Origin of the sequence: Enterobacter cloacae complex sp. IR5458 (assembly GCF_049238025.1) — a bacterium.
Taxonomy (GTDB): Bacteria; Pseudomonadota; Gammaproteobacteria; order Enterobacterales; family Enterobacteriaceae; genus Enterobacter; species Enterobacter kobei.
Genome location: NZ_JBMKIF010000028.1, coordinates 24052 through 37789, shown reverse-complemented (window position 1 = coordinate 37789; position 13738 = coordinate 24052). Strand labels below are relative to the sequence as shown.

Genomic DNA, 13738 nt, shown 5'->3' with positions numbered 1-13738 from the left:
CACTTTAGAATATAGATGAGATGAATATGAAAAACGTAAATATTTTGGATACCGATATTGCGGCCATTAATGCTCTTTCTGGCGTAGAACTGACTGACTTTCTCACTGCCGGGTATCAGGTAAACTGGTTAGGAGAAAGGGAGGTTTCGCTGGTGGGCTTTCCGTGTTTAGCAAGCAACAAGCAGCCGGTAGAAGTTGGTCCCGGCATTTTCATTAATCGCGTGTACAGCAGAGACAGCCAGTCTCTGAGCGGGAAATTGCGCTATGACCTGTCTAATGGTCTGGCAACGAGTGCATTTTCATTTTTCTCCCAGTCAGGCTGGTATGGGGGATTCCGTGTCGTATCTTTCCGTGACAACGGGCCAGCTGCGTTAATCAACATTGGTATTGTCCATGAGAATGTTTTGAATGCATTTTGTGCTGACTTCCCCCGGGCCAATGTGAGCGTAACCCGTTTTCATTGTGGCATGACGCTTGAGCAGATCCGAATGTTCATTTCAGACACTGCTTACGATATGCCGCTTTATAACAACGAGTCTGACTTTCGCAGGCTCGCCAGTTAGCATGGAGGCTGACTTCAGTGCTTACGCCTAAAAGCCGGTGAGCGAGGTGGCGGAACCGGTTGGCTTCGCCCAGTCTTACTTACTTCTCTCAAGGTACTGCGCTGCAAGCGTACGTAAAAAAAGTAAGTAGCTAAATGGCGTGAGCGATTAGTTCTATACGGGAAGAAGTCATAGTATTCTGAAATGATAGTTATCTCATACGAACGATAGTAATGGAGTTTCTTAATGGGCGTTGATATCTGCTGGCGATTTCAAAGGGAAGAAAAGCCTGGTAAATGGATTAATTTATCAAGCAATTATAAAGGGGACCGATCATATCTCCACTTTGCCTGGCTCGGATTTGATGTAGATCGTGAAAGGGCGAGCACATCAGCAGTTTTTATCCACGCATTACGCGGATTACCTGATGATATACCGTCCGAAGATGATGATTTATTCGGTGAACATTCATACTCATGGCTGACTTCGGAAGAAATTTTGTCAGCCATACCACCCGATAACGCCGGAGAGGTGATCCAGGAATTTGTCGAAGAAGTAAAGCGTCTCCACGTGGAGAACGGCAGCGTCCGTTTCGTCTTTGGATTTGAAGGGTAACCCGTAAGAAAGTAGCTATCTTACCCGGCTAGGTCTCCAATCTCTCAGATGCTCAAAGAGGGCCGGGCATGGTGCCCACACATCCCCTACCATTCCGATTTGATATTCGTCTAATACACCCTTTAAAGAAAACAAGCAGACGGCAATGAGACGTCGGATTAGCGTCAGCAAATATGAGACGTCAGTAGTCGATGTTTGTCCTGCGGAACGTGAATCTGTTTACAAGGGGTAAAGCCGTACCATCCATGAGGGCTCAGAGAGCCGGGGTCTCCTCCAGATCACTGGAAGTTATTGACTCTGGCAGGCCTATCCCTATGACTTTTTCCCGGATGGCAAATTAAGAGCGAACAGGGCCAAATTAGTACTCTTTTCTAAACGGAAATACTGAATCACCCTGATATAACTGGTCTCTCACAAGACAGGAGATCATCAATGGAACGTGTAATATTTTCAGTAATCTTTTTTATGATGCTGGGCGTACCTTTTTACCTTCTTTATAAAATTGCCCGGGACATTTTTGGTACCGCCGGTGCTGGTGAGCCTGCACAATTGCCTCAGGGCAAGCAAAGACGCTCAGGAGGCGCTGGTTCGGGTTCGATCTGGCAAGGACACCATCTACAGGGGAGCAGCCATTTGAACCCCCTCGGAGGTGATTGTAATGGTGAAAATAGCATAGCTGGTGGTTGTGATGGTGGCGGTGGAGGAGGTGACGGAGGTGGTGGTGGTGACTGATAGCCTGCAACTTTAACTATCAGGATGAAACCTATGTCCAGCAACCGGAAAAAGAATTCATTTCAACCGAAAAGCCCTGCCTTAAAGTGAAGCGTATTAAACGTGAAGGATGCTGAATTAGAGGGTATCGGTTTTATACTGAAGCGTAACTGGAAGAAGGATCTGAAATTAACTATTACGGAAAAGTAACTTTCTGACTCACCACGTACGCCCCTCGGTTATGCCATACAGTTTGATACGAAAACAGATCAGTAAGTAGATTGCTATACGCCGGAGAGAAGTCTATTTTTCATGCACCGAACCTGTTTGGCCTGCAATGGAAGCAGGTATAATAATCACATACAAAGGAGGGCATTATGAATACATTTTTATACGTGCTTTTGGCCTGGATTGTTGTGCTTTTTATCGCCAACAAACTGCTCGCAAGACGTAAGCCCAATACGGTTAAAATCCTGGTACAGCGCAACGGGAAAGCCGCAGAGGTTGATGCTGTAGTGGTTCAGGGTTCAAAGAGAGCTAACAACAGTTCTGTTGCGGACAGCGACGCGGTAGATAGTTATTTTGAAATGAATCCTTACTCCCGCGAAAACCAGGCGAATGGTTGGGCTATGCTGGCCAGAGACGATGACCAGCTTAAATAATCAGTTGAGTGTGATGTGTAAAGCAGCTTAAAACTCTAAATGGACGAACAGGGGAGGTGACAAAGATGACAACCAATACAACAACGACCACCTACCGCTCAGAAGAAATCGTGCCGTTCAGACGGCCCAAAGGGGATCTGGATAGTCGGTATATGCCTCAGGTGTATGCAATGGTGCGGAACTGGGCAAGTAACCCTGCTCAATATGGTGAGGGTGTACTGGCCTCCTACCGCCAACCGGCAGTAAACCTTGCCTACCAGGTAAAAGGAACTCGTGTTGTTTTAATTCTGGTACCAGTAGAGTGCGAGCCACCTGGAGTGATAATGACGGAAACAGTCCTGTGGCCGTCACTATCACTTGTAGAAGTCTTGCAGACCTTGCAGGAGGCCTGGCAAAATATTCCGGCGTTAAACCCCTGACGACTTCTGTCAATATCACCGGCTAGTGATTTACCTCTCTGCTGGTGGTCAGCCCGCCTAAGTTCAAATTATCTCTTTCTAAATTAGCCCGGATAAAAATCGGTCCCTCTAAAATAGCCTGCCCTGAGTAGGCTACGTCATACAAAGCGTTGGCCAGTCACCAGCTGGCTGGTGGCCATAATGCTCCACAGGATAAACCGTATCAGAACTACGCAAAGAAAAAGCCCCAACAATTTACCGATGGGGCCTTTTGCAGACATTTTACAGCCTTACCAATGATAGAGCGCTAAGGCTTCTGCTTAGTGAACAGACTTGCCCACAGATAATGGATAAAGTTGAGCAGAATGTATGTTACTCGTTGCTCGAATTTCATCGGGGCTTTGTACTTTGTCGTTATGTTATGAATATGAGTAAGGTCCGTATAGAGCCCTGGCGACTTCCTTGTTGACTTCAACACCGAACAGATGTGCTGAACAGACTCCGGTGTGAACAACCGTAGCCCTCGTCGTTGTTTGACTTTATGGATAAAATCGTCCATCCCCATACATAACCATTCCGGCTTGATGCCATCAAACTTACAACGTCCGTTTATGATGACGACATTGATACATTCCAGTTCTCTAGCCTTAAGAGCAGACTGAATAGCCCTGATGTGCCCCTGGTTTTGCTTAAACGGGTTCTGCAACTTGAGGGTTCGGGACTGAGTCCATTTCCGCCAGTGGCTTTCCTCCAGAGTACCGTAGAGCTTGCCTACGTAGTTTTTCTGCTCTATGACGTATATACCATGTGGGGCTACGAGAATGTGATCAACCTGCGTAGTGCTATGAGCCGACAACTGAAAGGTGAGATCACTAAGTAGCCCCTGAGCTTCTTCAGGAAGCCCAGATTCAATTGCCTTTGCAGTCCGCCGTTCCGCTATGGCAGAGGTCATAAATCCCAACAGACACAGCAACACGACGAAAATAAGGATAATGAAAGCTACCCCCGTAATGCTCCACAGCAGATTGAAAGCATCCATGTTACCTCACAGAGGGGTAGCTGGTGGCATTAACAGATTCTACTAAGCGGGTAGTGGTACCGGTAAGGCTCTCAATATTTGAAGACAGGCTCATCAGCATGCCGAGTGCAGAACGGAGATTACGATGAGGCTCATTGTAGTTTTTGAACGTGTCAGTGGAGTACATTTTTGAAAGACGTGTACGGATCTCTACTGACGTAAGATCTCCATCCACCAGGCCGTACTTAACTGCCTGAGGTGTTGGCCATACACGGCCTGAATAGAGAGAAACAGCATCGGCATCATGACGCGAGAGAAGCTTTTTACCCCGTCCAAGTTCAACATCAGTTATAAATTTTTCATGCATCGTGTTCAGGATCTCCTTCTGCATGAACTCCCTCGTTGAATCGGACAATGGGTGGAAGGGGTCAAGAGCATCTTTGAACTCACCGGCCGTAAGGGGCTCATTCTTGACGCCTACTGTGCTCATGATCTCTGACAGATTCCAGTGGTCCATACGCACACCGATAGAACCGATCAGGGCATTACTGTCGGCATAAATTGCATCAGCGGGCGATACCGCGTAATAGCATGCGGATGCGCATATGCCTTTCACACTAACGATGATTGGTTTATATGAGTCTGCGATATCAGAGAAAAAACGACCGGTACCGCTGGAGAGTACTTCGAGGGAGTTTTGCTTCGACCGTGCTTCATCGCCACGTTCTGTGCTCCCGGTTTTGTTACTCTTGTCAGCGGCTACAGATGAAAGAGAGCCACCGGCATCTGATACGCGTTCAATCTGTGGCTGGTGGTTTTTAAGCGCGTTTATCTGGCGGTAAATAATGATGGCGTCAGAGGGACCACCACCACCTGACTCTGCCTCGATAATAACTGCTTTGGCATGGGGATTATTGTAAGCTTTGGCAAGAGCTGTTGCGATCACTGTTCCATCGCCCGTTTCCGAGCCGGTACCCATCTCGCCAGAAATCCGTATTACAGCTATATGGTCTTTCTTCCCTTCAGCGTCCTGCCATTGTTCGTAAAGATTGTAGAAAGAAAACCCTACAGCGGTCATGGCAATTAGCGACATAGCAACTTTTGCCGTGGTATGAATGCGAAACATCTTATAAAAACGGTCAGCGTTATCATTGAGCGATTCTTTGATATTTGTAGGGGACTTCCTTTTTTTACTGCTTAACATCTGACCACCTTTACATGAGTTTTTGAAAGTTAGACCACAAGCGATTCAATGCAATTCCCAGTATCAATAAAGCGACTGGTGGGAAAAGTTGAGCGATATTGTTAAATAGTGACATATTTGGCATGACCAGGTAGACCATCGTTAAAGCACTGATCACCCAAAATGCTCGAAACCAAATACGATAAAACTGAACTGTAACCTTACCAAATACGTACCTCTTCAATTTCCACTGGTACATTCCATCTGCTAGCATGGCAAATAGATAGGGCAGAAAAACGATTAGCCACCCCAGGATTAAGTTCCACCGGAAAATGGACTGATAAAGTAAGAGGGGTATGTTTTTGGCCATAGTGTAATTAATAGAGGTAAATTTTTCAGCAACAATGTTAATACCTCTGGCTGGTTTTTTGGTGTCAGGGATCAGAATAGTATTCAGATAGTCAATTAACTTATAGTCATGTACCAACCAATTTAAAGTCGCTTCACTATTTGCAATGACAGACTTCCAACGGTCATTTGATATGATGGACCGGCTTGCATTAACCTCCTGAGTAATCTGATATTTGAGCTCCTCAGTATTCTGGAAAGCCAAGCTGTAACCAAAATAAATGACCATGCCAAAAAAAAGCATTGTTCTGAGCACTGCTGCCCTGCTTGTATTATCCGCAGCCATTGCTTTCCCTCCATTCACGAAAAAGAGCTAGCCTCTGATCGTGATTGCAATAGTTGTTACGCCACATCGTCGGGATACCCAGGAGCCAGTGGTACTGTTTAGGTATGATTTGGTCGATGAGGCTTAACTCCGCCAGTTCTTTATGCTCTGCGCTTTTCCACTCGATCTGTCCCACATCAGGAACAAATACAGCGGTCCTTGCTTTTGCGGCCTGGCGGGAAAATTCTATAAAGTTGATGCCCCACGGCGTCCAGTATCTGTACTGCTCGTTTAGGCCGATGTTAAACACCGGCAGAGAAAGAGTTGAGTCGGCAAAAGCCGAAATCACATTTTTGCAGACTCTTGGACTATCTATTTTTTCCTGTTCGGTTTTGAGATGAGTCAGCAGTGCACGGTCAATAATGCTGTTAAAGGTGTTTGTATAAAGGCCATTAGGGTCAGGAAGCTGATCTATGGCAGTAATGATTTTAAATTTTAACCGAGAAAGAAAGGGAGAGTCCTCAATAGTAACTATATGACTATGTGTTGTTTCTGGATGAATCTGGGGTTTGATGCGCTGTACTTGTTTAAAAGAGACACTACCTGGCAAATTAATGAATGCGCCCACCGTGCGTGTTAAATCGACGAAATAAGGCAAAAGATAACAACCAAGCATACGGGCATTCTTTTTTACAAGATCACACCGTACGTCATTGTTATCGAAAGAAATACGGAAACTAACGAATTTACGTTCAGGACCTTCGCTGGTGGTCAGTGATTGAATCCATTCATGGCATGATCCTTGTGGTACCGACCAGTAGCTGGTTTCACGGTCCCCAAAGGGATCAGTCGTGATCAACTCTCCCTTTAAAAGGAAAAGCTCAGACAGGGTATTTGCCATGGAGAATAGGGAATCGATATCGTTGCTCTGACAAAATTTTCCCAAATGATGAAACGCGTTTTTTTCTATCATAGTTAGCCGATCTCGAACTTCCTGAGAATCTGCGTACTTTAAACCCAAAGACTGAAAGCGCCTTTTTACGAGCGAGCGACATTTGCTGACTTTTAGTGCAGAGCTTAAAATTTGCTGGCGCGTCAGGACAATTTTTTCATCCATCAATGCAACTTCCTTAGAAATTTATTAAGATTTTTGATATCGAGATTTTGACGCAAAGTAACTTTTCCGGCCTTCTTGAAAAGCATTTCCGACAGAGTTGTGTTTGGCTTCATTTGTTTCTCAGCAACAGCAATAGGGATTTGGCCTACAACCTTCCTGCCATCTTGAAGCCTGGCAACTATGTGAAACATAGGGACCTGACCCAAGAGATCCTTTGGAATACTCTCTTCTAAAGTTGTCTGCTTTCTTTCTGAGATTGAACCTGAGAAGTTATTATGCGGCAAAGATGTTTCTGAACCGGTCGTATAAGTGACCATATTTGTGCTTATCGCACTCTTACCAAAGTTCTCTACAACAAGCGTCTGAGTAGGAGTATCGTTGACTCGCAAGCTTATATAATTGTTGCAGAGCCCCGTAATTCGATTGGCAGTTTCAACACTTGCCGCAGCAATAAAGTCGGAGATGGTTTGGGTGCAAATAAACAGTGCAATTTTCGCTGCACGACCCTGCGCCAGAAGGTTAATCATAGGGTTGTTAATGGCTGAGTGTGCCTCATCAACAAAAATACTTATCCTGGAATTAGCTGACATATCACCATCTTGAGCGTTGTAGCGACTACCGGCACAGGAGGTCAGATCTGACATTATTAATTGAGAAATAGCAGCTGCTGTATCGGGGTTTGAAAGGCCATCAAGCGAAATGTATAGCACCCCGCCAGTGCTGAACATCCCTTCGCTTGTTACAATTTCTCTTGATGATACTGAGTTCGGGTTAGGAGATAAAAGCTCATTTAAAGGTTTTTCAATGAGCATATCGAAAACAGGCATAATACCTGCGGTCATTTTAGCCATATGCTCTGGGTCGGACATTGAGTAATCAATAAGCTGGGAAACAGTATCTAACCAGTCTATTTGTTCGGACCCCTCGTAATTCATGAAATGAGCCGTAAACCATTCAGCGAGACGCTTGAAACGTACCGGCAAGGTATCGTTAGCGACGTACTTAACTTTTTCGGTCCAGACATCGTAACCATAATATCTCGCGTAACATGACTCCATTACCTTGACTGTAAGATTCACAATAGACATGTGGCTTTTCATGTTCTTGTGAATCAGATAAATAGAAGGCTTTTTCTCTATGTAAGAAAGCCCGGAAATCACATTGGAAACGAGAGCCTTGGCATACTGAACGAATGGGTTAACCTCACCGGGAACTGTCACCAAGCTCAAAAGACGAGATGTTAGGTCAGAAACATTAGTATAGGTGTTGCAGACATCAATACAGACCGAAGATGCTGGCTGGCCAGGATGAAATTTATAGAAAGGAAGACCGAGGGTCTTAGCCTCTTCCATTAGAGATTCTCGCCACTCTGCATCGTTCTTTGGATCTATGACAACAACAACATGACCAAGATGAAGCATGCTAATGCTTAGTAAACGCTGTAGCACCGTTTTCCCGGTACCCACGTTTCCGGTTATCAGAGTATGACCAAACCAATTGTCTTCAGTTACAAATATGGGTTCCCTACGTTCCACAGCAAAAATTGCATTGCTGCCGCCCATCTTACGAGCCATTGCGTCAAAATGTCTCTTAATTGGGTTGAAGACGAATGGCAACTCGATCTCACGTTTATCACTGGAGAGGTTAGCTATTTGATATGCCCGATCCGCATGTTCCGGACCCCACTCAAACCCATCACAAAAATAGGACTTTCGCTCGGGTATATCCTTATTTTTATTTTGATAATCCTGAACCAGTTGACGATACTTTCGCTCATTGGAGAAAAAGTTACTTTTGTTAATTACACGCAGTGAATCAAGACTAACGAACATGAAATGTCGCTTGAATACACGCCAATGAGCCATCAAAAATGGCGCTGCTGTTTTGCAACGATAAAGGCACAGCAAAAAAAGCAATATTGAGGTGAACAGAACTATTGGGGCGATGTCCAGTCCGTCTGAAGAAAGTCCCATATAAAGCATAGAAACCGAACAAATCAAAAGTATTGAGGCACTACGATACTCAAGAATAGGCCGATAAAAATTCTCTTGTGCATGGAGGTTAGTCCTCTTCGAATCTGACATTATAGGTTCCCAGCCTCTTTCAGGTTATTGATAATTCGTTCAATGTCCACTTTCGCCCGGTCTGATGCGGCCAGCAAAGTAGGCATGTTAAATGCATGGCATTTTGTATTGATCACAGCACCAGAATTAACGAGGTACTGAGGAAGCTTATTGAAAAGATCTTGAGCCTCTAACTGCGACCCAAATTTTTCCACGCAAGATTGGGTCAGATAGAGAGTATTAGGAGTACTTACCATAAATCTGTTTTTGCGCTTTCTTTTAAACGCCACCTCCATTTTGGACAGAATTTGATGCAGTACTAACGCAATTTCTACAAATTCAAGCTCTGTAACGTCACCTTCGCTTATAAGCGAGAATTCACCATTTTGGTCTGATTCAGTAGATGCAAAGACTTTACTGTTCAGATTGTGACCAGAAACAGGTGATGCTGGTTTTTGTACTTCTGCTTTGTCCGATGATTTATTCCGGTTGCGCTTGGGATTTTGTTTTTCTACCGGTGCTGTTGGGGCGAACAGTCTGGCCAGTGCTGGCGAAAGATGATGCCCCTTAGCGTCTGTGGGCGCATGCTCTCCATTTGATTCTTCAAGTACAGGAGGTAAGGCGGGCTCTTCACTTGCCATCACACTGGTTGCGGCTGCTTCGGTCTGGGAATACACAACTTCAGCTGGTGGTGGGCAGTTACCCTCAGTATCTGGTTCTGAGTTTTCTTGTCCTACAGAAACATCCATAGAGCGTTCATTCGTACCCTGGGGATCAGCGTTCTGTTCTCGGTTAAGTTCTGGTAATTCTGACGGCTCGGAGAGAAGCTTTTCATTATGGACCGAAGAGCTTGTTGCACAACTACCGACTTCTGGCCGAGAAACACTAAGCTGTGAGAAATCGGTATAATCAATGATCTCATGCTCTTCATCTTCTTTCTCAAAAAGATGTTGATAATGTTCATATTCCACAGCCTCAGTTTTCAGCGGACCAGTCGCGGATGCACTATCGGTTCCATGATATTCCACGTCGCCAGAATGTTCTTCGACTGCATTTACACGTGGGGGAGGCAGCTCAAGCGTTTGCTTTGGACGTGGGGCAGAGTTTTCAACAGAAGACTCATCATTAATCACTAATGCCTGATACATAGAAGTATTGAAAAGTGACTTTAAAGTTGTTGGCCTTCTTGGCTCATGATAGGTGAGCTGGAACCCGGCGCAGTTATCGCCGAGCTGGACTAAACGCAGATCGTCAATGTCCCTTACTATCCACATTCCATCGAGAGAGCCTTCTCTGAATGTCAGTTGGAAATAGGGCTCTTCACTGAATGCTTTTTCATCTAATCCCGGCAGCAATGCCATAGTGGTATCTATGTTGAGGTAGGGGACAGCATCAACACACACTATATAGTCATTGGAAAGTGGAGCGCTTAAAAGGAGTTCATGAAGTTGGTTGACCAGGACATGGGATTCCGTGTCCTTTGCCGATTCATCTTCACTTTCTTCTATATCAGGAATGACAGGATCAGCTGCTTCCTCACCCTCAGATTTAACTATCTGCGTGTCATTATCAATTTCATTATCACTTTCGGCTTTCTTCTCAAAATCGTCGGATGAGCCTTCATTTTTCTTAGAATGTATATCAACATCAATAGAGGCAGAGGAGCGGCCTAAATCATTAACCTTAAGAACAGCCGTCTCAACAGTATCAGTAATTTTAGTTATAACGTCCCGACCGGGCACTGGTCTTCTGTATTCAGTAACTGTTTTTTGCTCGTCAATGTAAATAAAGTCTTTATTGGCATTAACGCTAAAAAGACCCGGCACTGAGTCAGGGATTTTATAGGAATCAAAGATTAAACCAATCCACCTTAGCTTAAGAAGGTTATAGAATTCTAGTTTCCCTATCCCATTTCTAAAGATGTTTGATATTTCGTTTTCCGAATAGATACCCGGAATGAAGTAGTGAACGACACGCTCATCATCATAGGGCTCGACGTAACCACGTTGAACTAGGGATTCTACCAATACGGTCTTACCAGCCTCTCCCTGAGGGAAGTTATATTTATGTAATTCGAAATCATTGAGAACAAAATCAAGGAATGCGTTCTCGTTAAGGTATACCTCACCATTTACGATAATGATGTGCATAGGCTTAGCATTGTAATTGTTGATATTGATACTGGTAAAGTTGTGCTTGATGGTACTAATGGCCCTTGCTGCTGCATCATTAGAACGCAGACCCATGATAGGGTCACGTAAAACATTAAGGTCTGTACCAGTAGAATAGAAATCAGCGGTCCTCACGCATTTAGACAAAAAGTCATTCCCATCAGTATAAACGTTTAGGGCGGTGATCATTTTTGAATAAACACGTTCTTTATTTACCCGATCCAAAAATGCAAGACATACCGGGTTTAGGATTCGCTCAAGGAAAACGCTGGACCAGATATTATGTTGATTATGAATACGCTTTCGCCAGTGGATTTCGTATTCAACCACGTCATTTTCACGTGCCCAGTCAAGAAGACTTTGTGAGCTTGGCGTCCAAATGATCGGACTAGCTAAATTCAGGCTTACAATGTCGAGATCGTAAACCTTTCCGGCATCATGGACTAAACCACAGATAAACGCAGCATAGAGATATACTTTTCTACGGACTACTTCTTCATCTTGATATCCGATTGGTCTCAGTTCTGAGTGATGCGCATTTTTTAAAGAGAGTATGGCCACTTCCAGGCTGTGAGAAAGTAACCCACCAATACCATTATGATGATGATTTTCGGAAGCTGGCAAAAGATGTATCCAGCGAACATATTCAACCAAGGGCTTTAAAACTAAATTAGTAAATGTATATGCATCGTCCCTGATGTCGCTATCGCTGATAGCTAACATCATTGAAATTGAGTGCAGCTTTTCCCGATACAGAGACAGGATTGACTGTTCATTAAATGTCTGTATGCCCGTCGGACGAGTTGGATACTCGATGAATTTCAGGACTTCTGGATTTGGATGATCAGGAACAGTGTACTTCTGATCTCCTAGAATCTGCGCAAAAGGAGAGAGGCTTGATATATCCTCAATCATTACAGAGGTTGCATCATTCTCCTGAGATGAGAATATCCCCAAAATCCGTTTAATACATAAATACAGCGCCCTGAAATTCATCATCATACCTTATCGACGTTTGCCTGACAGTTCGGCTGCAATGTATGCCTGCACACTTTTATATTGCATTACTTTGGTGATGAACTCTGCTGGACTGTATGGCCCATCCTTACGGCGAGAAACATTCAGAGTCTTTTTCACATTCTCAACATATAAATTAATACTCTTTATAATGTTGTGAGACATAACCGGATAGTCGCTTACAGCCAGTAAACCCAATGAGTTGTACTCATACATTGTGTTCATGAGCTGGTTCATCTCGAAGATGTACTTGTAAAACCTCATGGTGTTGTGGTTATTGAAGTTGAGTTGTACTGGTTCAAAACTGAAAGGTACAAACTGAGTTGATGACATGAATGAGTCATTCTTGTCGAACTCAATTGACTTAATATAAGCAACAAGATTTTCTTTCATCTTATTGTTTTCTTCATGCAGCTCGTTGAACCAATCCTGAATAGCCTGAACAAGGTCAGGATGTTTAACTGCATCAACCGTTTTAAAGAGAGAGGAAATAGCGATACTCACATCATCAAAACCTCTGATGACTGCTCCATTTCTGGCAGTTAAAAACCGGTTAAAGTCTGGGGTGCCGGGGTTAATAATAACTTTGGCCATACCCTGGTGCTCTGGTCTACGTTGAGTAGAAGTTTGAGCGTTTACGCCTTGCTTTTTATTTGAACCTTTTACCATTACATCTTTTGGTTCAATGTTAATACGCTCATTGTCCGTGATAATTGCGTCGTTCATTGTGCCACCTTAGTTTTTGAGTATTGACGGATTTTTCGTCCAAGTTCGATATATGCTGAATGATAGAGCTCAAGCATTTCTCTGTAAGGCTCCAGCAATGCTTCCGTTTCAGAAATCATTTCGTATTCCCAGCTGGCATGGTTTACAAAACAGTTCTTAGAATATTTTCCACTTTTCATTGGTTGCACCCGTTTTGACATGTGGCTAGGCGCTCTTGTTTTATAAGGGCTGAACTGATGCCAAGTGATCGTTACTTTTCTGGCATTACCAATTAGCTCAACTTTTGGTGCGTAAGAACCCAGGTACTCCCTCTTTGGAACTTTGCTATGTCGGGTAAGGTTAATCTCTTGGTGGTTTCGTTCCTTCCACTTGATCCAGTATTTTGTAATGAGATCTTCAGCCTCAACACGCAAACCTTCAATCTGAGCACGTAAATTTTTACGTGTTAGCTCTATAGAACTTATAAGATTTGAATTACTCATGACGCCTCCTGATGTGAAATTACTATACCGGAGGAAATTTCCGTTTTTTTTCACGAACAGAAGATTTTTGAATGCTCTTTGATGAGGGAATTGAACAGATGTAATGCACTCGCTGTTTCCCCCATTCGGGAGGGGCCTTCAGAAACAGTAACAGCGAGTTTAGCCTCACTTCCATCGCTACCCCCTAAAGTTACTTTTGACAGAATGACCATTGTGGATTATTGCTTTTGATAATGTGCATTGCTCTATTAAAGTTATACATATATCTAGTGCCACTTTTCCAAAAAAAATGACCCTATGGAACTTTGTCCATAGTGACACTTTTATAAAAAGTGACCCTATGACGACATTACATAGGGT

Annotated in this window: 13 protein-coding genes; 5 read left to right on the top strand and 8 right to left on the bottom strand. The window is 43.9% G+C overall.

What is annotated here, in order from left to right:
* The first annotated feature begins 26 nt into the window (after nucleotides 1-26).
* The 5 genes from ACOTYN_RS19920 to ACOTYN_RS19900 all read left to right on the top strand — a co-directional run bounded on the left by ACOTYN_RS19920 (nucleotide 27) and on the right by ACOTYN_RS19900 (nucleotide 2949).
* Nucleotides 27-563, top strand: a complete 537-nt coding sequence (locus ACOTYN_RS19920) for a hypothetical protein (RefSeq protein WP_000800251.1) — start codon at nucleotides 27-29, stop codon at nucleotides 561-563.
* Nucleotides 564-788: 225 nt separating this feature from the next.
* Nucleotides 789-1157: a hypothetical protein gene (locus ACOTYN_RS19915; RefSeq protein WP_000537761.1), complete on the top strand. Its 369-nt coding sequence runs from the start codon at nucleotides 789-791 to the stop codon at nucleotides 1155-1157.
* A gap of 432 nt (nucleotides 1158-1589) precedes the next feature.
* Entirely contained in the window at nucleotides 1590-1889 is a 300-nt protein-coding gene (locus ACOTYN_RS19910) for a hypothetical protein (protein WP_000442693.1), read from the top strand.
* A gap of 356 nt (nucleotides 1890-2245) precedes the next feature.
* Nucleotides 2246-2530, top strand: a complete 285-nt coding sequence (locus ACOTYN_RS19905) for a hypothetical protein (RefSeq protein WP_001091367.1) — start codon at nucleotides 2246-2248, stop codon at nucleotides 2528-2530.
* 65 nt (nucleotides 2531-2595) lie between these two features.
* Complete coding sequence (locus ACOTYN_RS19900; protein WP_000210769.1) at nucleotides 2596-2949, top strand: hypothetical protein; 354 nt, start codon at nucleotides 2596-2598, stop codon at nucleotides 2947-2949.
* A 286-nt stretch (nucleotides 2950-3235) separates the two neighbouring features.
* On the opposite strand, the gene ACOTYN_RS19895 is transcribed toward ACOTYN_RS19900, so the two are convergent.
* From ACOTYN_RS19895 to mobI, 8 genes are read right to left on the bottom strand one after another with little or no spacing between them, the layout of a single operon-like run.
* Nucleotides 3236-3967, bottom strand: a complete 732-nt coding sequence (locus tag ACOTYN_RS19895) for a nuclease-related domain-containing protein (protein ID WP_000338612.1) — start codon at nucleotides 3965-3967, stop codon at nucleotides 3236-3238.
* 1 nt (nucleotide 3968) lies between these two features.
* On the bottom strand, nucleotides 3969-5150 hold the full coding sequence (locus ACOTYN_RS19890) for a S49 family peptidase (protein ID WP_000952985.1): 1182 nt from the start codon (nucleotides 5148-5150) through the stop codon (nucleotides 3969-3971).
* Nucleotides 5151-5160: 10 nt separating this feature from the next.
* Nucleotides 5161-5823 (bottom strand): DUF4400 domain-containing protein, encoded by a 663-nt coding sequence (locus ACOTYN_RS19885; protein ID WP_000718549.1) that lies wholly within the window; start codon nucleotides 5821-5823, stop codon nucleotides 5161-5163.
* Nucleotides 5810-6919, bottom strand: a complete 1110-nt coding sequence (locus ACOTYN_RS19880; RefSeq protein WP_000343600.1) for a hypothetical protein — start codon at nucleotides 6917-6919, stop codon at nucleotides 5810-5812. The genes ACOTYN_RS19885 and ACOTYN_RS19880 overlap by 14 nt, the downstream gene beginning before the upstream one ends.
* Entirely contained in the window at nucleotides 6919-9003 is a 2085-nt protein-coding gene (traD, locus tag ACOTYN_RS19875; protein ID WP_001284073.1) for a conjugative transfer system coupling protein TraD, read from the bottom strand. Before traD ends, ACOTYN_RS19880 begins: the two co-directional genes overlap by 1 nt.
* On the bottom strand, nucleotides 9003-12149 hold the full coding sequence (mobH, locus tag ACOTYN_RS19870; RefSeq protein WP_001011152.1) for a MobH family relaxase: 3147 nt from the start codon (nucleotides 12147-12149) through the stop codon (nucleotides 9003-9005). Before mobH ends, traD begins: the two co-directional genes overlap by 1 nt.
* Before the next feature lie 9 nt (nucleotides 12150-12158).
* On the bottom strand, nucleotides 12159-12896 hold the full coding sequence (locus ACOTYN_RS19865; RefSeq protein ID WP_000995978.1) for a hypothetical protein: 738 nt from the start codon (nucleotides 12894-12896) through the stop codon (nucleotides 12159-12161).
* Nucleotides 12893-13378: a conjugative transfer protein MobI(A/C) gene (gene mobI / locus ACOTYN_RS19860; RefSeq protein ID WP_000071885.1), complete on the bottom strand. Its 486-nt coding sequence runs from the start codon at nucleotides 13376-13378 to the stop codon at nucleotides 12893-12895. The genes ACOTYN_RS19865 and mobI overlap by 4 nt, the downstream gene beginning before the upstream one ends.
* Nucleotides 13379-13738: the final 360 nt, after the last annotated feature.

Bases quoted from the DNA above. Each gene is read 5' to 3' on its own strand.
- ACOTYN_RS19890 (WP_000952985.1), bottom strand. From the start codon at position 5,150: ATGTTAAGCAGTAAAAAAAGGAAGTCCCCTACAAATATCAAAGAATCG.
- ACOTYN_RS19920 (WP_000800251.1), top strand. From the start codon at position 27: ATGAAAAACGTAAATATTTTGGATACCGATATTGCGGCCATTAATGCT.
- traD (WP_001284073.1), bottom strand. From the start codon at position 9,003: ATGTCAGATTCGAAGAGGACTAACCTCCATGCACAAGAGAATTTTTAT.
- ACOTYN_RS19865 (WP_000995978.1), bottom strand. From the start codon at position 12,896: ATGAACGACGCAATTATCACGGACAATGAGCGTATTAACATTGAACCA.
- ACOTYN_RS19880 (WP_000343600.1), bottom strand. From the start codon at position 6,919: ATGGATGAAAAAATTGTCCTGACGCGCCAGCAAATTTTAAGCTCTGCA.
- ACOTYN_RS19895 (WP_000338612.1), bottom strand. From the start codon at position 3,967: ATGGATGCTTTCAATCTGCTGTGGAGCATTACGGGGGTAGCTTTCATT.
- ACOTYN_RS19910 (WP_000442693.1), top strand. From the start codon at position 1,590: ATGGAACGTGTAATATTTTCAGTAATCTTTTTTATGATGCTGGGCGTA.
- ACOTYN_RS19915 (WP_000537761.1), top strand. From the start codon at position 789: ATGGGCGTTGATATCTGCTGGCGATTTCAAAGGGAAGAAAAGCCTGGT.
- ACOTYN_RS19900 (WP_000210769.1), top strand. From the start codon at position 2,596: ATGACAACCAATACAACAACGACCACCTACCGCTCAGAAGAAATCGTG.
- mobH (WP_001011152.1), bottom strand. From the start codon at position 12,149: ATGAATTTCAGGGCGCTGTATTTATGTATTAAACGGATTTTGGGGATA.
- ACOTYN_RS19885 (WP_000718549.1), bottom strand. From the start codon at position 5,823: ATGGCTGCGGATAATACAAGCAGGGCAGCAGTGCTCAGAACAATGCTT.
- ACOTYN_RS19905 (WP_001091367.1), top strand. From the start codon at position 2,246: ATGAATACATTTTTATACGTGCTTTTGGCCTGGATTGTTGTGCTTTTT.
- mobI (WP_000071885.1), bottom strand. From the start codon at position 13,378: ATGAGTAATTCAAATCTTATAAGTTCTATAGAGCTAACACGTAAAAAT.